The sequence below is a fragment of the Photorhabdus hainanensis genome (assembly GCF_018448965.1).
Taxonomy (GTDB): domain Bacteria; phylum Pseudomonadota; class Gammaproteobacteria; order Enterobacterales; family Enterobacteriaceae; genus Photorhabdus; species Photorhabdus akhurstii.
Genome location: NZ_RCWD01000006.1, coordinates 1 through 19,818, shown reverse-complemented (window position 1 = coordinate 19,818; position 19,818 = coordinate 1). Strand labels below are relative to the sequence as shown.

Genomic DNA, 19,818 nt, shown 5'->3' with positions numbered 1-19,818 from the left:
CGGAATAAGATCCCGATGAAAATGAAAAAGATAGTGATCTTCTGGTTTATTTTTACCTTGGTCAATTTCGCGCTGGCACTGTTAAGCCTACAGGTACGGGATGTGTGGAGTCTGTCATCATTAGTGTGGTTTCCGGCAGGCTTGTTACAAGGCATATTTTGCGCCAGGGCGCCACGGTATTGGCCTGTCTGGTTAATAACGGGCGCCTTGATTGCACTGACCGCCAGCCAGTGGTATGGAAGACCGGTAAACGTATCGCTGATCTTCTCCATCATCAATGTGATGATGCTGGTGGTAACCGCGCTGATCTGGCAGTTTTTTTACGGTGTCATGCGGACCCCGAAACGGGCAATAGAGATTCTTAGCCTGACGGCGCTCTGTTCGTTAAGCGGCATCATTGAGCGATTTATCGCAAAGTGGATACTTCATCTCTTTGGTTATCCTACCGACATATCGGTTTCATTACCGATTGTCGTAGGCTCAGTATTGAGTTATCTGCCATTTACGCTGTTTGTTATCTCCTGTATCACCTATGAGAAAAATAGGGTTGAAAACTGGAAAATCTACGGTTTATGGCTGGCGGCCCTATTTGCCATGACAGCCTTGTTCATCAGTCCGCCACCGGAAACCGGGAAAATACACTGGCAAGGGATCGCACTGCTGTTTTCTTTTAGTTTACCAATGCTGCTAGCACTAAGCGGTAATCTGTTGGTATTAAGCAGCTTTTTATCCCTGTGTACGGTGGGGATCGTCAGCGCCACCATTTTTGGTCTTGGGCCATTCTCATCCCCGTCAACCAATCTCCAACAAAATGTGCAAATAGCGGCTTGGTACAGCACAGCGTTGACCTTGCCTGCGTTGTTATACTGTAGTTATTTATCTAATATAATCAATGCATTACATCAGCGTAAAGCGCGTCTTCTGTTAATGAGAGCCATGCTGGATCAAGAACAAGTTAATTGCTTTCGGTTAAGCGCCAACGGGCATCTATACTGGCATCATAATGGCTCTGCCTGGATGCGGTGTGGAAAAGCGCCTGCCTCCTGGTCGCAATTGATGGCTTGGGTACATCAGGAAGATCGACATAAAATCGAACAGCTTAAAAATTCCGTCTCGCAAATACCGCAGACACTAAAAATTCGGATTGCCGATGGCAAAGGCGAATTTAATCTGGTCATTATCGCCTTAATCATCCATGTGGGAGAAGATGCCGGTTTTATTGAAGGAACGATACGTGAAATAGTAAATATAAAAAGTAAATAATCTGGAGAAATAACTCATGCCCAGACGAGTCATTATTGCCGATGATCATCCGGTATTTTTATTAGGACTACGCACGATACTGGCAACATTGCCGGAGAATTACCAAATTGTGGGGGAAGCCCATGATGTCGCCACGCTTTTCTCTCTACTGGAGGAAAAAGAAGCGGATATGCTGATTACGGATTTCATTATGCCGGGTCATAACCAGATCGACGGTCTGAGGATGATTAACCGGATACGGGAACAGTATCCAAATCTGCCTATTGTGGTCATCACCATGATCAGCGACCGGAAAATCATTGCTTCATTGATTGATTACAGAGTAAAAGCGATTCTGAATAAGAACAGCTTATCCCATGAGCTGGTCAAAGGGTTATACAGTACAACCGGACATGATAAACCCTATTTAAGTGAACAATTTCTCGAATCACCGGACGAAGAGGTTGTAAAAACGCTAACCAGTAAAGAATTGGAAGTGATTAAATTGTTGGGGCAAGGATTGAGTGTGAATGATATCGCTGCGCGTTTGTACCGAACTAAGCAGACCATCAGCGCACAAAAAATCAGCGCGATGAGAAAGCTCGGATTAGACAGTGAAGCAGCGCTTTATAATTATTTGCATCAGATTGGACTGGGGCTATAAACCATGAGGCACCGGCGCAAAACACGGCGATGGATTACCCTATTGGTATTGCTGTTACCGCTATCTGGCTGGAGTCTCAACCTGTTTGAATACCGCAATGCGCAAGAGTTGCCCGCCAATGGACTACCGGTGGAGTTTTATTCAAATATCACGCAAGAATCACAGGAATTTCTGCCTTTTCCTGTCAAAGAACATGGAATTTTTCCTCCACGCTTTCCAACATTAAAAGTCGGCATTCTCTGTTGTATCGGCGCTCCATTAGTGATCCATCGTTGGGACGGCAAGCTGGAAGGGATCTATGCGGATTATCTGCGCTTGATTGAAACCGTGCTGAAAAGGCCGGTGGAAGTACGGCTGTTTGGCAACTGGGAATCAGCTTATAAAGCATTGCAACGTGGAGATATCCAACTGTTATCGAATTCCGCCTCATCACAATCAGGAAATGGAGTAAATGACACTTACCCGATTCTGGTACAACCACTCGCTCTGATTATGCGCAAAGAACAAGTGAATATGCCATTTGCCAAAATGAATATTATAGCGGCGCCTGGCAGTGATCCGGGTGTCATTAAGCAATTACGTCAACATTACCGTCGCATCGTGGTGGCGAAAAATCAGCAGCAGGGGATACAGGCCGTTGTGGATGGTGAAATGGATGCCTATCTGGACGGGCAAAGCCAGATTGCCTATTTGCTGGCTTTTCGCCCATTTACCGGATTGACTTACCGCCGGGATATTTCACTCGGAGAGCGATATGATTTTCTCGGTCACAATGGCGATGGCATGGTTGAAGCGGTAAATCTGATTCTGACATCCATTCCTCATGCCATCAGAAATAAAGTTTACGAACGTTGGATTTCTGGACTGGCGTTGGGCAACAATAACGACGCCGCAATCTTTTCCGCTCAGGAAAAAGCCTGGATTAAAAAAAATCCCGTCGTCAATGTGGCGCTGAATCGCAATGCGCCGCCTTATTCCTTTCTGGATAAAAACAGCCAGATCACCGGACTGGATGTGGACATTTTGCGTTTACTGGGAGAAAAAAGCGGCATCACCTTTAATTTCATCCCAACAGATGGCGCAGTAGGCATTAAAAAGCTGTTGGAAAATGGCGAAGCGCAAATGACCTCCATGCTCAACACGCCCGAACGTAACCGTTGGCTCTCTTTCAGTCATCCCTATGGTACCGTGGAATGGGTGATGATCACGCGCAATGAGCGTAATGCGCCTTATGAGTTTGAACAACTTAAACACCATCGGGTGGCGATTCAACGCGGTAACGCACTTTTATCACTATTAAAACCGTATCCAGAGATTTTCATCATCGAAGTTGACAGCGTGACACAAGGTATTGATATGGTGCTGGCCGGAGCGGCAGATGCAACTTTTGATAGCCTGATCAGTGCTGATTACCTACAAGCAAGCCGCTACGGTACCAACATTTCTATTCAGTTCTTTAAAGGCTCATTGCAACCGGAGCAATACGCCATCATACCGGCCTATCCTCAACTGGTTGATATATTAAATAAAAGCATTGACGCACTGCCTCCAAATGAACTGCGAGTATTGCGGTTGAAGTGGTTATCTATGGCGAACGTCACGCCTTATGATGACAATAAAATCTCTCCTTGGGTGAAGCTGTGGGGAGGGGCGTTACTTGTGATTGCGTTAAGTTCAATCTTTTGGGGCAGTTATCTTGCACATCAAATCAGACGACGTAAAACCGCAGAGAGCAACTTACAAGATTTGCTGGCGTACTGGGAAACACTCTTTAATAACATGCCTACGCCAATGTTTGTCTGCGATCCTACCATGTGCATCACGGCGGCTAACCTTTATTTCCGGCATGAAATGGGCGCTGTCGGATCTGAGGTGATTGGCCGCAGTCTTTTTTCTCTATGCTTTTTAAAACCGGTCGATGAGCAAGAGATTAGTCTAATCTTTCTACGCTGCTTGGAAGGGGCGCCGGTGCATTTCTCTGATCGCAACATTGTTATTCAGGGACAGGACAAAGACGTTTATTTATGGCTCGAAAGTTATAGCAATACCGAAGGCGTTGTTCAGGGAATCATTGGTGGTTGGTTTGACGTGACCGAACGTAAATTGCTGGCGCAAGAACTACGTCAGGAGCGTGATAAGGCGGAACTCGCCAGCCTGGAGAAATCTGACTTTCTGGCCCACATGAGCCATGAGATTCGAACACCGCTGCAAGCCATTATTGGTATTCTTGATCTGGAGGTAAAAAAGCAAACTCAGCCATCCACGCCATTACATATCGCCTGGCAGGCAGCAATATCTTTGCAAGGAATCATCGGTGATGTGCTGGATTTCTCCAAGATAGAATCCGGGCGAATGGTGCTGAATCTCAAGCCGGAATCACTGCAAGCGATTCTGGAAAATTGTGTGGCAACGTTTAACCATCGAGCAAAGGAAAAAGAACTGTGTTTCACCTATCAGTTTGATTTGCCGCCTGAACATTATCATCTACTGGACGCAACACGCGTAACCCAAATCATCAATAACCTGTTGGGCAATGCCATTAAATTTACCGAACAGGGCAGTGTGCAAATCAGCGCTAGCTATCAGCCTATTCCAGAAAGTCACCAAGATGAAATTACGCTGGTGGTTGCCGATACCGGTTGCGGCATCCCGGAAACCATGTATGAAGCCGTTTTGCTGCCCTATGTACAGGTGACGCAACATAATGGCGGTAAAACCGGAACAGGGTTGGGACTACCTATCTCTGTACAGTTAGTTGAATTAATGGGTGGCAGCTTAAAAATCACGGGTGCGCCCAGTGGCGGCGCACAAGTTACCGTGGTGTTACCGCTTACGCGCAGTGTTATTGAAAAGGAAGCGATAAGTGAAAAAGCCGAAAATATTGGGGTGGAACTTAATGAATCTTTGAATATCTTAGTAGTTGATGATCTACCTGCCAATTTACAAGTACTGTCATTACAGTTAGCGTCATCGGGCCATCGTATTGCACTTGCTGAAAGCGGCGAACAGGCCATGAATCTGGTGGAAAAGGGCTATTTCGATATCGTGCTGACAGATTGCCAGATGCCGGTGATGAACGGTTACGAACTGGCTCAGGTGCTGAGAAAGCATGAACGATCATGGCAACTACCGCCATTTATTATTCTGGGATGCACTGCGAACGCGTTTTCTACCGAACAGGCTCGTTGTTTGGAAGCCGGAATGAATGGTGTATTAACCAAACCACTGGTGCAAAGCAAATTGCTGGCAGAAATTACCCGTTACTACCGGCAAGTCAATGACAAAGCAACGTTAAAATTCGATGAGATTCAAGCATTAGCTCAACAAGATGTGGCGGTAGAACGTCAATTACTCAGTGCCATACAACAAGGGATGTCGGAAGATATTGCAGAATTGCAACAACAGGAAAACCAGCAATGTCATGAGAAAGTTGTGCATCACGCCCATCGTATGAAAGGCGCTTTTGCGCTGACGCAATATCAGCAAGGAATACGTGTCTGCCTGCGGATTGAAAAGAGTGAACATTGTGATGTGAAAACACTAGCCGTTTTATTAACTCGTGCGGAATATTTTCAACAGCAGATTGCGCAGAAATTGGGAGAATTACAGGGTTAAAAACCGGGTGAAACTATCCAGAAAAACCGTGAAGAGATGAGTGCAATTTATACTATCATAAAAAAACAAACCTCGTTATTTTCAACGAGGTTTGTCAGCAGTCTGGCATGGTCAGAGCATCTAACCATATTTTAAGTTGTTTTTTCGACTGGTCAGAATCCATCAATGAGAAAATCTAGAGCATCTCTAATTTTTTTCCGGTGGGATGTAACATCAATAACCTCATCACCAATCATAGATACTCTGATACTTGCCATTTCATGAGTCATCACAATGTAGTCACTTTCCTCAATTGTCAATATTGGACACAATCTTATAGGAACGTTGCCTTTAAAATTTCCTTTCAGAAACAGGGGGATCATTAATCTTGTATCCAGCACATCGATAATGTCACTCTGTACGTCAAGAAGATATGGGTAATCAGAATTGCCAATATTACGATAAACAACATACTGCATCTCAGAACACCTTGTACTTATCTGACAATAAACCGTGTTCGTTAGTGATACGATTAAGTTCCTCCATTCCTGCTTTATTCTCACGCTTCCAACGTTCAGATTCAATGGCTTTCAATTCCGAAGTTAGTGCCCTAGTCAATACTGCCGATAAGTTAAGCCCTACCTGTCTTGCTTGTTGATACAGTTCGGGTGCAACGGTCACACTCACTGTTTTCTTTAATCTGATTTGTGCTGATGGCATGTTAACCCCTGTATGAAACACGTTATTTTACACTTGTAATTATAGCAGGCTTTTTTATATATAAGAACAGCAGAGAAGCAAGCTAAAGAGGCAATTTGGGCGTTCGTATCCCAGCAACCTAGTTGTAAATCAGGCAGCTCAAGGCATGCCAGCATCTATTATTGATATGAAAACATCTTTAGGGTACGCTCTCTCGCTCAATGGAATATCCAACTGCCGATTAGAACAAAATTGCTAAGGATTTTGTATGCGCACTTTATATCTTTTACCTATTTTTTTATTTTTATCCTCTTGTTCAACAAATCTACCACCCTATGAACGGGAAGCCCGACATTATGTTTATCGTTCTAACAATGATTTTGATCCCAATTTCCAAACACATGTAAATAACTCTATTAAGTTAATGACTCCATTCTTTGAACAATTTTATAGAGAGGGAGTTAAGGATAAAATGAACAATATCAGTTCACATGAAATTGATCAAAAAATTAATTATTTTAAAAGTGATAGTTTAATTCAAGAAATCAATATGTCAGAAATATTTATTTCACCAAAAGTACATACAGAAAAAGTCAACAATAGTCAGATTTCAAATAAGAAGAAAAAAGCATTAATTGATGGAATCATCAACTCTTACGAGGCCGGTTACTATGGAAAGTAAGAGAATTAGCTATAACTTATAAGCACAATAAAGTAAGGGATTAGCAATGGACACAATAAGCTATTCAATATTTAAAACTCACTTTGCCAGCACCTTAGATAAGGTGAACGACGATCACAAGCCAATTTTGATTACTCACCAGAATGGAAAACCAGCGGTCATCCTAAGTTTGGAAAATTTTCAAGCCTACGAAGAAACAGCCTACTTAATGGCTAGCCCGAAAAACGCTGCACGTTTAAATCAGGCAATTGCTGAAGTAGAAGCAGAAAGAATAATTAAAAAAGGGTTATTGGTCTAAACGTATTCGTATTAATCGAGAGCATCGTCTGATTTACAAGGTAACAGATGATGCAATCATTATCGTACAATGTCGCTATCACTATTAAGTGACTACCTCTCAGAGGACCCCACAAACGAAGTCCTCTAGTCGTTATTTTAAGAAATCGTGATGACGACTATGCAATAAATCAAATACTCCCATTGCCGCTCACGCCCTACGCCCTACGCCATAAAGCGTAAAGAGAAAATATCTCTCTAATCCAAAGGACATACCCGAATAATATGACCATCGGGGTCTTCAACGAGGAAGGTACGACCAAAGACCTCAGTATGGGGTTCCTTCACAATCTTAATATCGGGTTTCTTTCGCCATTCCTCAAATAAACGATCTACTTCTTCACCGGATGGCAACATAATACCGATCTCAGAGAACCGTGGGGTAGAGGCATCCGGCGTTGTTCCGCCTGACCAAATAGCAAATAGTGCTTCACCATCGGCGGCAAATGCCACATAACGAGGACTCGAAAACAGCGGCTCAGAATTAAAAAGTGTCTTGTAAAAGGCTGTCGAACGTTCGATATCAGATACATAAACAAGTTGAAGGTTAGGTTTGCGGGATACTGTCATTATGTCATTCTCATGTAAATCAGATTCAAATAAGAGTAAAAACAAATTGTTATATAACTCAACAAGTAACATTTGTTATTGAGTTGCATTTATCATTCTATAGTGATGTTAATCATATGTATATACATACATATGTAAAGAGATGTCATAAATCTCACATATAAAAAATTCGCCCGCATTATTCGGGCGATGTTCCTTAAGTATGGTGAAAAAATCGTTCACCCTATATTGAGTTTCGTCTGGGTGGTTCGCTTCCCATACGTGGTTCATATGGGTGATCGCTCCCCGGTGAATGACTCTCTCTAGAATACCAATTTTTCGAACGTTCATTTTTTCCATCATATCGCTCTACATGAAGATATTTAAGCTCTTCAAATGGAATAACCATTTGCAGCCATTTATATCTCTCCAGAATATATTCTCCAGTAGATGGCATAAATCTAATAAATTCAATACTATCCGGATTCATAACTGACCATTTACAATGTATTAACGGCTTAGTTGAATATACTTTCAGAATAGCTGGTCTCTTATTTATTCCTATAAATGGATTGTAATTATAACCTGTTAGAATATTAACTATTTTTTGAAATGTTGACAGTGGTCCAGTTGCACAACCGGCTCCCCAATCTGGCAATGGCCCATTTACTTTAGCAATATAAAATCCACGTCCAATTTGTCCCATTGGAGGCAAGAATTTCGATTGGACGCCATTAATGAGAATATTTCTGGCAGAAGACTCATTAGTTCCATGATAACCTAGAAAATACATATTTATCCCCTTTTGCTGACTTTGTAGCACTAAAAAATAAGACATTTACTATATGTTTAAAATTATTTAAAAATAAGCAACAATGTACGCAGTATAAAATAATTCTCAATTATTTCTGATTTGTCAGAATCTATCTGAGATGTGCAGACTTATCTTATTATTTATAAATATCTCTTAATGTATTTAACAATTTTAATGAAAAGTTATCAGGCTCGCATCAATGCTATTATTCGGATGGAAAATGTTGTTATCCATATAGATATGCCAATATCTATTAACTCTTTGAATTATACAATATAAAAATTCCTTTTTATTACCGAATTTAACTACTTATTCTAGTAATAAATCTGTCAATAATACCCAGAAAGACTGAAATGGTTACGCTAATTTGGTTACTCTCAATACCGGACCTGTTAGCCAATAACTAATTTAATCATAAATATAGCGATTAATAAGATTTTCGAGTAATTCCTGTTGTCCACTTCGATGCTTAGGCTCCTGAACCAACGTTTCTGCATAGTGAGCTACTTCATTAAGTGTCATCTTTCCTTGAAGAATATTTCTACCTAGTTCACTATTCCAACCAGAATAACGTTGAGCGACATATTCATCTAATTTACCGTCGACTAATATTTTCACCGCACTTTTTAACGATAAAGCCATCGTATCAATGGCACCGATATGTCCATAAAACAGATCATCAATATCAATACTTTGACGGCGGACTTTTGCATCGAAATTTAAACCACCCGTAGTAAAACCACCGGCTTTTAAGATTTCATACATTACCAGAGAATTCTCCTCGACACTATTTGGAAATTGATCAGTATCCCAGCCAAGTTGGGCATCCCCGCGATTCGCATCAATAGAACCAAATATCCCCAATGCAATCGCTGTGGCGACTTCATGTTGAAATGAGTGTCCAGCTAATGTGGCATGGTTAGCTTCAATATTCACCTTAATTTCATTTTCTAAACCGAACTGCTTTAGGAAACCATAAACGGTAGCTACATCATAATCATATTGGTGTTTAGTCGGCTCCTGAGGTTTAGGTTCAATTAATAATGTCCCCTGAAAGCCAATTTTGTATTTGTAATCCACAACCATTTGCATAAAACGGCCGATTTGTTCTCTTTCTTGACGTAAATCTGTATTGAGCAAACTTTCATAACCTTCACGTCCGCCCCACAGTACATAATTTTCACCACCCAGTTTTTTGGTCATTTGCATAACTTGACATACTTGTGCCGATGCATAAGCGAAAATATTGAGATCTGGATTAGTTGACGCACCAGCAGCATAGCGAGGGTGCGTAAAACAGTTTGCCGTTCCCCATAATAATTTAACGCCAGTCTCTGCTTGTTTATCAGCAAGAATATCGGACATAACGCCCAAATTATAAATATATTCTTTTAAGGAACAACCTTCGGGAGCGACATCAATATCATGGAAACAATAAAAAGGAATATTTAGCTTGTAGAAAAACTCAAAAGCAACATCAGCTTTGAGCTTAGCCAGTTCTAAAGCATCATTGCCTTTTTGCCAAAAACGTTCAAACGCTCCAGCACCAAACATATCAGTACCATTCCAACAGAAATTGTGCCAATAGCAGACGGCAAAACGCAGATGATCTTTCATCTTTTTGCCTAGAATAATCTCTTCGGGATTGTAGTGACGGAAAGCTAATGGATTATTACTTTGCCTACCTTCGTAACTGATTCTATTTACTCTCTCAAAGTATCGATGCATATCAACCTCTATCTAATATACCCGTTATCTTTCAAGTTGCCTCTTTGTTGGCTGCACTCGTGCACTCGCTCACCCCGGTCACATAGTTTGCTATGCTCCCGGGGATTCACTCCCTTGCCGCCGCGATCCATCTTGAAATCTATAAGGTATAGACATACGTGTGTGTATAAAATTCTGTTCATCAACGTCACTATTTTCAATTGTGTTATTTTATTTCTTCATTAAGATTATTGTTAATTGTGTGATTTATCTCATAATTTGGCATTAATTCAATTCTGAAAACAGAAAAATAATTATGATTAATATTGTATAAATCAATAAGGATACCAATGATGAACAGACGATACCATATAACACTATTATTTAATGCCAATAAAGCTTATGATCGTCAGGTGATAGAAGGGATAGGTGAATATTTACAAGCATGCCAATGTAATTGGGATATTTTTATTGAAGAAGATTTCACCACAAAATTAAATAGTTTGAAAACTTTGCAGAGTGATGGAATTATTGCTGATTTTGATGATATAGAAATTCAGCGTATTTTCAGTCAGTTAGACATTCCTGTTATTGGTGTCGGCGGCTCTTATCATCAAGAAAATCATTATCCTGCGGCTCATTATATTGCGACAAATAACTTTGCTTTAATAGAAAGTGCATTTAATCATTTAAAAGATAAAGGTATTAAACGCTTTGCATTTTATGGTTTACCTCAGACAAGCGGTAAACGATGGGCAATAGAGCGTGAATACGCTTTCCGACAATTAGTTGAAAAAGAAAAATATCAAGGTGTGGTGTATCAAGGAATGGAGACGACGCCAGAAAACTGGTTTTACGCACAAAATAGATTAAAAGATTGGCTCCAAACTTTACCGCCAAATACCGGCATTATCGCGGTAACGGATGCCAGAGCTCGACATATTTTAGCCGCATGTGAACATTTAAATATTCCTATTCCCGATAAAATCTGTGTTATAGGCATAGATAATGAAGAAATAGCCCGTTTTCTTTCGCGTACCGAGCTTTCTTCCGTTGTACAAGGTACACAACAAATGGGCTATCAGGCAGCAAAATTACTTCATCAACTTCTTAGAGGTTACGTTCCTAAAAAATACCACCGCCAATTAATTCCACCTTTAAAAGTTATTGCAAGGCAATCGACAGATTTTCGGGCATTAAATGATCCCGCAGTTATTCAAGCAATGCATTATATTCGTCATAACGCCTGTAAAGGGATAAGAGTTGAACAAGTTATTGATGCTGTTGGTATGTCACGTTCTAATCTTGAAAACCGTTTTAAAAATGAATTTGGACAAACAATTCATACTATTATTCATAATGAGAAATTAGATAAAGTAAAAAATCTTTTAATCCATACCTCTATTTCAATCAGTGAAATTGTTACTGTTTGTGGCTACTCTTCTTTACATTATTTTTACTCCATGTTTAAACGAAACTATAATATGACACCTAAAGAGTATCGAGACAAATATCAAATCACTAAAAAAACTTAATTATTTCAAATTAATAAGCCATCCTAAAGACAAATAGGATAGCTTTTAATTTAATTAAATATCTTCACCGTTTGTTTCTATAACTTCTTTATACCAATAAAAACTCTTTTTCTTATAACGCGCAAAGTCTCCATTGCCGTTATCATCAACATTGACATAGATAAACCCATATCGCTTACGGTATTCACCAGTTGAGAAAGAGACACAATCGATACATCCCCATGCAGTATAACCGAGGATATCAACACCATCGAAAAAAATAGATTTTTTAATCTCAGATAGATGCGATGCTAAATATTCAATACGATAATCATCATTGATAACGCCATCTTGAGATAATTTATCAACGGAACCCAACCCATTTTCAACAATAAACATCGGTTTTTGATAACGCTCATATAATTCAGATAAGCTGTATCGAATCCCTATAGGATCAATTTGCCACTCCCACTCAGAGGATTTTAAATAAGGATTGAGCTTTCCTTTCTCAAAGAAGGAGAGGGATTGGCTATCTTTTTCTAACATTTTCGGAGATGAAGAGACGATATTACTCATATAATAACTTATTGCTAGATAATCAGCGCAACCTTCTCGTAACCAAATTAAATCACCATCTTCAATATGAAGTTCTATGTTTTTTCTTTCCCATTCTTTAATAAGATAAGATGGATAATATCCACGAAGCTGAACATCGCTAAAAAGATATTTCTGGCGCATGGCTTGTTGTGCATATAAAACATCTTCTGGCTTACAGCTCTCTGGATATAATGGCGACATATGGATCATGCAGCCAATTTTGAAATTAGGATTTATTTCATGGCCTAATTTGACAACTTTCGCACTAGCAACAAATTGATGATGAATAGTTTGATACATGACTTGCTCTGGATTGTCATGATCCTGAAAAATCACGCCTGAATTACAATAACCAAATAGTGGATATTGCCAATTTATTTGGTTATTAATTTCATTAAATGTAATCCAGTATTTGACTCTGTTTTTATATCTTTCCATAACCGTCAAACTAAAATTCATGAAAAAGTCTATTAATTTTCGGTTATACCAACCGCCATATTTTTTAACCAAATGATAAGGAGTTTCAAAGTGAGATAAAGTAATAATGGGTTCAATATTATATTTCAATAATTCATCAATAAGATCATCGTAAAATTTTAAGCCTGCCTCGTTAGGTTGTAATTCATCACCTAGAGGAAAAATTCTCGCCCAGGCAATTGATGTCCTAAAACATTTGAATCCCATTTCTGCAAATAGTGCAATGTCATCTTTATAATGGGAATAAAATTTCACACCTTGATGATTAGGATAGATTTTATTTCCCTCAATACCATTAGTTATGACACGATCAACGCCGTGCTCTCCTTTTGTCATAACATCAGCAATACTCATTCCTTTGCCATCCTGATTCCAATAACCTTCAACTTGGTTAGCGGCAACCGCGCCGCCCCATAAAAAACCGGTAGGAAATTTATTCTTCATAGATAACTCCAGATTGTCATGTTCTCTTAGTTAAATATAATAGAATTAATCGAATCAGGTTCCAAATAAATAGACAAAATATCATTGTTATAACCAATATTTAATTTTTTCTTTTCTTTATAAGAGTTATTTATATTCACCACTAAGGAACCCGATTTATTCTCGAAAGCAACGGCATTTCCTGACATATTACCTTCTAACTCAACATGTTGCGCATCAGGTAAAATTAAACCCGAAAAATGGCGCATGACATAATACTCTGGATTATATACCACTTTATTTATTCCTTTTGGAATACTTATCATACTATTCTGTTTCCAACCCCAACTACTTTCCCCCCCTGAATTCAGCACCATATTCCAGTAAAAATAACCATTAGCGCCATTAGTTAAATAGTGCCTGAAAAGTGTAAACACATAATGAGCATATTCCCAACTATTATGACCATCACCACATTCATTTTCAGTTTGATAATATTTTAATTCTGGATAGCTTTGTACCGTTCTTTGAATGGCATTTTTCCCTTGCCATTGATAACCAACGCCTTTTATATATTTATAGGCGGCCATATCACGTAATACACAGTTTGCGTAATCGTCATAATCTTGCCCAATTTCTTTAAAGAATTCAGGGGCATTAATAGTACCTAACCAAATCTCAGTTTTTACATTATTTTGTTCGAATTTCGGTCCGAGATAGTTTCTTATAAAATCTCTTAATTGCTCACCGCTCCATACACAAGAGGGAAATTTTTGATCCGCAGCAACTTCATTCTGAATATGAATTTGATCAATTGAAATGCCTTCTTTCTGATACTCTTCGATAAATTTTAAAAAATATAAAGCATATGCATTCTGACTTTGAGCATCACGCTTTAATCTGCCAAAATTACAGACTTGATGAGTTTTAAGCCATACCGGAGGACTCCACGGTGAAGCAGATATTTTTAAATTTGGTTGCCTTTCTAAAGCTTCTTTTATATAGGGAATGAGTAAGCGTTTATCTCTTTTAATGGAGAAATTAGCCATACCATAATCATCTTCAATATCGTTTAAACTATACCAAGAAACCGCATAATCACTGGCGCCAATAGGCATCCTGGCTAATGTTAATTTACACTCTCCATCCGGTGAAAATAATTTATCTAGCACTACTTTTCTATTTTCTTTATCCAGATCTAATAAAGCCTTCATGCCAAGCTCATTGAAACAACCACCAAAGCCATCTAATCTACGACCTCGTTTATTGGTGATAATTAAATTGGCTTTTTCATCTGTTTTTATGATCGACAATCCTTCTTTCCATTGCTCTTTATTATTTGTATAGATAAATCTAACCATGTCTTATTATTTCCCGTAAAAGTATGAATTTATTGAAATTAATTAAGCATAGTTATCTTAATATTGACATTAAGTTATTTCACAAAGAATTTAACTTAATTCGTTTCTTTGAGTTTAATCACATATATTTTATCGAAATTATTCTTTTATTATAAATTACCGTATTAATAATATAGATGTTTAAATTAAAGGATAGGGCAAAAGCTACTTTTGAGAAACCATGATAGTCCTGATATATTTTTCCAGATACACTGCTAAACCACTTTTACATCATAAAAAGGAAATTTTATGTCTCTCGCACCATTTAAGCAGGTTGATGTATTCACCCACCGGCCTTTTAAAGGAAATCCCGTTGCCGTTGTCATGGATGCCAAAGGACTATCACCGATACAAATGCAGGCTATTGCTAACTGGACCAATCTCTCCGAGACCACTTTTGTTCTTCCGGTAGAAAACCCTCTAGCAGATTACCGTGTACGGATTTTCACTCCCGGTAGTGAACTTCCTTTTGCCGGTCATCCCACGATCGGTACCGCACATGCTCTGCTTGAAGCCGGATTAATTCAGGCGAAAGAAGGACGTATTGTGCAAGAATGTGGAGCAGGGCTAATTACGCTGAACGTTACCGAAATGCAACCCGGTCAACAATTAATTACCTTTGAACTGCCAGAACCGACTATCACATTGCTTAGCACCGAACAGATAGATCGCCTTGAAAGCATTCTGGGTTGCCCGTTAGATCGCGCGTTAACACCGGCACTTATTGACGTGGGAGCTCGCTGGATTGTCGCTCATACTATTGTCGGTCATACTATTGTCGGTCATACTACGGGAGCAGAAGCCGTGCTGGCAGCGGAACCTGATTATGCCAAATTGTGCGAGCATGACACGCAAATGAACGTCACCGGAGTTTGTCTGTATGGCGCCTATTGCGAGGGGGCGGAAGCTGATATTGAAGTACGCTCTTTTGCCCCTTCATGCGGTGTCAATGAAGACCCAGTTTGCGGCAGTGGAAACGGCAGCGTTGCCGCATTCATGCACTACCACAAAGTAGCAATGATTGACAATAAAATCGTTCATTCATCACAAGGCAAAAAACTTGGCCGTCAGGGAAGCGTATGGCTCAGCCATTCTGACGGTAAGATTTTTGTCGGCGGTGGTGCTGTGACTTGTATTAATGGCGCCATTACAATCTGAAAAAAGTTATCAGCCCTATATATAGTTCAGAAAGGGCGCTTGTTTTGTCGGAAAACAGATGTTTTCCGACAAGTGATATTGATTTCAATTCTCCCTAATTATGCTAGAAAATCGCGCAAAGTAATGAGATTATACATACTTTATTAGTATAGAATAATAATGTTAGGGGGTTAGCTCATGACGAAACAAGCTGTTTTTACGATGAAATTAGAACCTGAACTACGTGCCGAATTTATGGCTGAAGCCGAAGCTGCTCACCGCCCAGCCTCACAGGTGCTACGCGAACTTATGCGCGAGTTTATTCAACGTCAACGTGAGGAACGAGAATACGATAAATTTCTGTGTCACAAGGTAGAAGCCGGGCGAACCTCAATGCGTGCTGGTTTGGGCCAATCTAATGATGAAGTCGAAGCCGAGTTTGCCGCACGGCGTGCCAATGTGATGGACCAAGCGTGAAAGTTATCTGGACACCAGAAGCGAAGCAAGACCGCGCTGACGTGTGGGAGTAGGAGAGCCAGACTGTAGCGCATATTCAAAAAATAAAGTTATATACCCTATGGATTTCAAGATGCATCACGACGGCAAGGGAATGAATCATTAATATATCCCTAATTCCTGAGCCTGATTAGCTAGTTCCCTCATAGCCCCCATACTTTCAGCGTTACGCTGCTTTTTATATTCCATCAGATCAGCAAAACGAATACGCCTGTGCCGACCTGTTTTATGGAAAGGAAGACAACCATCTTCCAGAAGTTTAACCATATGAGGTCGCGATACATTCAATATGTTTGCAGCTTCTTGAGTTGTTAGTTCAGCATGAACAGGAACGATTTGCACTGCATTACCTGAAGCGAGTTCACTCAAGATTTGCACTAGCATAGTAAGCGCAGATGTAGGCACTTCAATTTGATGAGATTCATGGTCATCACTCATAATTGAAATCTGCTGAGTTTCAAGTTTTGTTGAAAGGAACGCAGCAAATTCACGCAACCCTTTTTCGGCTATTTCACTTTCGTGTTTAGCCGGAAGATTTACATCAGAGAAAGTAGAAGTAATCATGTTTAGCACCTGTTAGTCATTTCACTTTAAAACACTAAACGAAATAAACGAAATAAACGAAAAACGCAATAAACGCAACGTGACTGTTTTAAGCAGCCTATCCTCAGAACATTTTAGGAGCACAAATGGAATTAAACCGAATCGGTGATATTGCGGCTTTTGTTGCTGCGGTACGGGCAGGAAGTTATACGCAAGCGGCGGGGTCTTTGGGGCTTACTCGATCCGCTATTGGTAAGAGCATTGTGCGCCTGGAGACTCGCTTAGGCGTAAGATTGCTGAACCGAACAACGCGGCAGCTTGGCCTGACAGATGAAGGACGCATTATGTTCGAACGCTGTCGTCAGATTCTTGAAGACCTCGAAGAGGTGGATAACACGATGGCGATGCGCAGGGTAAACCCAACCGGGACGCTGAAATTAACCGCACCGATCTCCTTAGGAAAGCGCCATATTCTTTCCTTGCTGGAAACTTTCCTGAAACGCTGGCCTGATCTACGGGCAGATATTGCCTTTACTGATCGTTATGTTGATTTGATCGAGGAAGGGTTCGATATCGCCATCCGCATTGGTAAACCAAAAGATGATTCTCGTATTCTTACACGTACTATCGCTACTCAGTGGATGATTACTTGTGCGTCACCGGATTATTTGGCCCGACGAGGCGTACCTGAAACACCACAGGCGCTACATGAACATGACACTATTTTCTTCCTGAGTGCGGATAAACGCCGTACTTGGCGTTTTGAGACTGCGGAAGGAACCTACGTTTTCGAAGGGCCGGGACGCCTAAACATAGATAGCGCGGAAGCCATGCTCGAATCGGCGCTGGCAGGGTTCGGTATCATTCATCTGCCTAGCTATGTTGTTGGTCGGGATCTTAATAACGGTAAGCTTGTCCCCTTGTTGGAAAATTATCATGTTGAACCTGAACCCATTCGAATCATTTATCCAAGTAAAAAACATCTTTCCCCCCGCATCCGGGGATTTATCGACCTACTAGTAGAGAACTGGGAAGATGGTATGCCTTGGGAGTAGCAGGTGAAAGCGCTTTAATGGCGGTGATCATCACCGTCATTAAAGCGCACAGTATGATTACGCGCTTAACTGCTTTAAGGTAGGATAATCGATGTACCCTTCAGGGCCATTAGCATAGAAGAATTCTGGACGTAGCTCATTCAAGGGTGCATCAATTCGCAGGCGCTCAACTAAGTCAGGATTGGCGATAAAGTTTCGCCCGAATGCCACTGCATCAATTAATCCTTTCTCAATCAGTTTCTCCGCTTTCTCGGCAGTATAAGCGCCTGCCGCAACAATAACACCGGGGTAAGCCTCGCGAATAGTTCGACGAAATGCTTCGCTGAAAGGTTCTCCTCCAGCCCAATCAGGCTCGGAAATATGCAGATAAGACAGATTACGCTTTGCCAACTCCCGGATCAGATAAATAGCTGCTTTCTCCTCATCTTCGTAGTGATCCAGACCATTGTATGGCCCTAACGGATAGATACGGATGCCAATCCGATCAGAACTCCAACTTTCAATAGCCGCATCCACCACCTCCAGTGCGAAACGCGCACGATTTTCAATACTGCCACCATATTCATCATCACGTTGATTAGCAGAAGGAGACAAAAACTGATGAATAAGGTAACCATGTGCAGCATGGATTTCCATCATGTCAAAGTTAGCTTCTTGTGCATTGATGGCTGCCTGACGGAAGTCATTGACAATTTGGTGAATTTCATCTCTCTCCAGAGCACGCGGCTTAGAGGTGTCAATTCGAATCACATTACCTTCCGCGTCTCGCACCGAAGTCCGCGCGTTAGCCGATATCGCAGAAGGTGCCACAGGGGCCAGTTGCTCCGGCTGGAGAGAAGTGTGAGATATTCGCCCCGTATGCCATAGTTGCACGTTGCTAAGACCACCAGCCTGATGAATTCCTTCATTGATTTTCTTCCAAGCGCTTATCTGTTCAGGAGTATGCAGCCCCGGCGCGCCTGAATAACCTTTCGCCTGAAATGAAACCTGCGTCGCCTCAGTGATGATCAATCCAGCGCTAGCACGTTGACGATAATATTCAGCCATCATTGGCGTGGGAATATCGCCGGGTTCAGTATTTCGTAAGCGAGTAAGCGGCGCCATAAAAATACGATTGGGCGTAGTAATAGCACCTATTTTTAGTGGATTGAACAGATGGGGAACTTTCATAAATCCTCCTTTATATGAAACTACGAGATCCAAATAAGAAAACGTAATTGCATTATTTTTTGGTGAGAAGAAGGGTAATTGGTAGGAAAGTTAGGTTCAATAGTTTTAATTTGAGGCACAAATTCGGCGAATTCATAATTCATTGTTTTAATTAATTTTAATTTCAATTAGGGAGAATATGTACCTTAATATGGGAGCGATATTCCCCAAGTTACCAATAATCAAACCTCAGCATTGACTGAATGGCATTAAGTAACATCGGAAGAACTTAATATGAAATTAATCTGATTTAACTGAATAATGAAGGGAAGGAGAATTAAGAGTAGATATATTGAGATAAAGTCAAAGACTGTTTATTATGAAAAATCTAATTTGCTAATATTTTCGAAATGCCATTAATCAAGTCCTGGGAAGCAAAAGCGGCCATCATTCATATTGATATTATTGTAGAGGCGATTACCAATTGCCCTTATCCTGATGATTCCAGAGCGCCATCGGGCCAATTTTTATCAAATTGACCCGATAACAGATGATGTTTTTCAACAAAAGCGGGACTTTTTATAGAATATTTCGGGAGTGTTAGAAATTCTGTGTCATTCCAGTAATATATCTCAAAAAGGAATGACAAATGACTCAATCTTTCGATTTCGACAAAGCCCTGAAAGCGCTTCAGGAGGGTCAGGCACTGACCGGTAAGAA

General features: G+C 40.4%; 18 protein-coding genes and 2 pseudogenes. 10 read left to right on the top strand and 10 right to left on the bottom strand.

The window, feature by feature from the left end:
* Window positions 1-15: 15 nt before the first annotated feature.
* From EAE92_RS05240 to EAE92_RS05230, 3 genes are read left to right on the top strand one after another with little or no spacing between them, the layout of a single operon-like run.
* On the top strand, window positions 16-1,263 hold the full coding sequence (locus tag EAE92_RS05240; protein WP_246545017.1) for a diguanylate cyclase family protein: 1,248 nt from the start codon (window positions 16-18) through the stop codon (window positions 1,261-1,263).
* A gap of 16 nt (window positions 1,264-1,279) precedes the next feature.
* The gene (locus EAE92_RS05235; RefSeq protein ID WP_214067297.1) at window positions 1,280-1,906 is read left to right on the top strand and encodes a response regulator; all 627 of its coding nucleotides are present in this window, start codon (window positions 1,280-1,282) and stop codon (window positions 1,904-1,906) included.
* Between the two features lie 3 nt (window positions 1,907-1,909).
* On the top strand, window positions 1,910-5,521 hold the full coding sequence (locus EAE92_RS05230) for a transporter substrate-binding domain-containing protein (RefSeq protein WP_214067296.1): 3,612 nt from the start codon (window positions 1,910-1,912) through the stop codon (window positions 5,519-5,521).
* Window positions 5,522-5,673: 152 nt separating this feature from the next.
* On the opposite strand, the gene EAE92_RS05225 is transcribed toward EAE92_RS05230, so the two are convergent.
* Entirely contained in the window at window positions 5,674-5,979 is a 306-nt protein-coding gene (locus EAE92_RS05225; protein ID WP_046395409.1) for a CcdB family protein, read from the bottom strand.
* 1 nt (window position 5,980) lies between these two features.
* Window positions 5,981-6,220, bottom strand: a complete 240-nt coding sequence (locus tag EAE92_RS05220) for a type II toxin-antitoxin system CcdA family antitoxin (protein ID WP_040150771.1) — start codon at window positions 6,218-6,220, stop codon at window positions 5,981-5,983.
* A 247-nt stretch (window positions 6,221-6,467) separates the two neighbouring features.
* Here EAE92_RS05220 and EAE92_RS05215 point away from each other — a divergent pair, with 247 nt between their 5' ends.
* The 3 genes and pseudogenes from EAE92_RS05215 to EAE92_RS05205 form a co-directional block, all read left to right on the top strand.
* On the top strand, window positions 6,468-6,881 hold the full coding sequence (locus tag EAE92_RS05215) for an Exc2 family lipoprotein (protein WP_052105690.1): 414 nt from the start codon (window positions 6,468-6,470) through the stop codon (window positions 6,879-6,881).
* Window positions 6,882-6,927: 46 nt separating this feature from the next.
* Window positions 6,928-7,179: a type II toxin-antitoxin system Phd/YefM family antitoxin gene (locus EAE92_RS05210; RefSeq protein WP_214067295.1), complete on the top strand. Its 252-nt coding sequence runs from the start codon at window positions 6,928-6,930 to the stop codon at window positions 7,177-7,179.
* Window positions 7,166-7,267: pseudogene (locus EAE92_RS05205) on the top strand (type II toxin-antitoxin system YoeB family toxin); the annotation flags it as partial. The gene EAE92_RS05210 and the pseudogene EAE92_RS05205, both read left to right, overlap by 14 nt.
* 148 nt (window positions 7,268-7,415) lie before the next feature.
* Here EAE92_RS05205 and EAE92_RS05200 read toward each other — a convergent pair.
* From EAE92_RS05200 to xylA, 3 genes are all read right to left on the bottom strand, one after another.
* Window positions 7,416-7,787, bottom strand: coding sequence for a VOC family protein (locus EAE92_RS05200; protein WP_214067294.1), 372 nt, complete (start codon window positions 7,785-7,787; stop codon window positions 7,416-7,418).
* Between the two features lie 223 nt (window positions 7,788-8,010).
* Window positions 8,011-8,559 carry a hypothetical protein gene (locus EAE92_RS05195; RefSeq protein ID WP_246545016.1) on the bottom strand — a complete coding sequence of 183 codons (549 nt, stop codon included), beginning with the start codon at window positions 8,557-8,559 and terminating at the stop codon, window positions 8,011-8,013.
* A gap of 429 nt (window positions 8,560-8,988) precedes the next feature.
* Window positions 8,989-10,308 (bottom strand): xylose isomerase, encoded by a 1,320-nt coding sequence (gene xylA, locus EAE92_RS05190; protein ID WP_046395416.1) that lies wholly within the window; start codon window positions 10,306-10,308, stop codon window positions 8,989-8,991.
* A gap of 329 nt (window positions 10,309-10,637) precedes the next feature.
* Between xylA and EAE92_RS05185 the strand changes: the two genes are divergently transcribed.
* A complete protein-coding gene (locus EAE92_RS05185; RefSeq protein WP_214067293.1) occupies window positions 10,638-11,822 on the top strand; it encodes a XylR family transcriptional regulator in 1,185 nt (394 codons plus the stop codon).
* A gap of 54 nt (window positions 11,823-11,876) precedes the next feature.
* On the opposite strand, the gene EAE92_RS05180 is transcribed toward EAE92_RS05185, so the two are convergent.
* Window positions 11,877-13,319, bottom strand: a complete 1,443-nt coding sequence (locus EAE92_RS05180) for a 6-phospho-beta-glucosidase (RefSeq protein WP_214067292.1) — start codon at window positions 13,317-13,319, stop codon at window positions 11,877-11,879.
* A gap of 26 nt (window positions 13,320-13,345) precedes the next feature.
* Complete coding sequence (locus EAE92_RS05175) at window positions 13,346-14,659, bottom strand: glycoside hydrolase family 30 protein (RefSeq protein WP_214067291.1); 1,314 nt, start codon at window positions 14,657-14,659, stop codon at window positions 13,346-13,348.
* A gap of 288 nt (window positions 14,660-14,947) precedes the next feature.
* On the opposite strand from EAE92_RS05175, the gene EAE92_RS05170 reads away from it, so the two are divergent.
* The gene (locus tag EAE92_RS05170) at window positions 14,948-15,856 is read left to right on the top strand and encodes a PhzF family phenazine biosynthesis protein (protein ID WP_214067290.1); all 909 of its coding nucleotides are present in this window, start codon (window positions 14,948-14,950) and stop codon (window positions 15,854-15,856) included.
* A gap of 177 nt (window positions 15,857-16,033) precedes the next feature.
* The gene (locus EAE92_RS05165; RefSeq protein WP_214067289.1) at window positions 16,034-16,312 is read left to right on the top strand and encodes an antitoxin of toxin-antitoxin stability system; all 279 of its coding nucleotides are present in this window, start codon (window positions 16,034-16,036) and stop codon (window positions 16,310-16,312) included.
* Window positions 16,313-16,453: 141 nt separating this feature from the next.
* Here EAE92_RS05165 and EAE92_RS05160 read toward each other — a convergent pair whose 3' ends face one another.
* Window positions 16,454-16,915: a helix-turn-helix domain-containing protein gene (locus tag EAE92_RS05160; RefSeq protein WP_214067288.1), complete on the bottom strand. Its 462-nt coding sequence runs from the start codon at window positions 16,913-16,915 to the stop codon at window positions 16,454-16,456.
* A gap of 125 nt (window positions 16,916-17,040) precedes the next feature.
* On the opposite strand from EAE92_RS05160, the gene EAE92_RS05155 reads away from it, so the two are divergent.
* On the top strand, window positions 17,041-17,949 hold the full coding sequence (locus EAE92_RS05155) for a LysR family transcriptional regulator (RefSeq protein WP_040150746.1): 909 nt from the start codon (window positions 17,041-17,043) through the stop codon (window positions 17,947-17,949).
* A gap of 57 nt (window positions 17,950-18,006) precedes the next feature.
* On the opposite strand, the gene nemA is transcribed toward EAE92_RS05155, so the two are convergent.
* Both nemA and EAE92_RS05145 read right to left on the bottom strand, forming a co-directional pair.
* Window positions 18,007-19,119 (bottom strand): alkene reductase, encoded by a 1,113-nt coding sequence (gene nemA / locus EAE92_RS05150; protein WP_214067287.1) that lies wholly within the window; start codon window positions 19,117-19,119, stop codon window positions 18,007-18,009.
* Window positions 19,120-19,588: 469 nt separating this feature from the next.
* A pseudogene (locus tag EAE92_RS05145) lies at window positions 19,589-19,818 on the bottom strand (hypothetical protein); the annotation flags it as partial.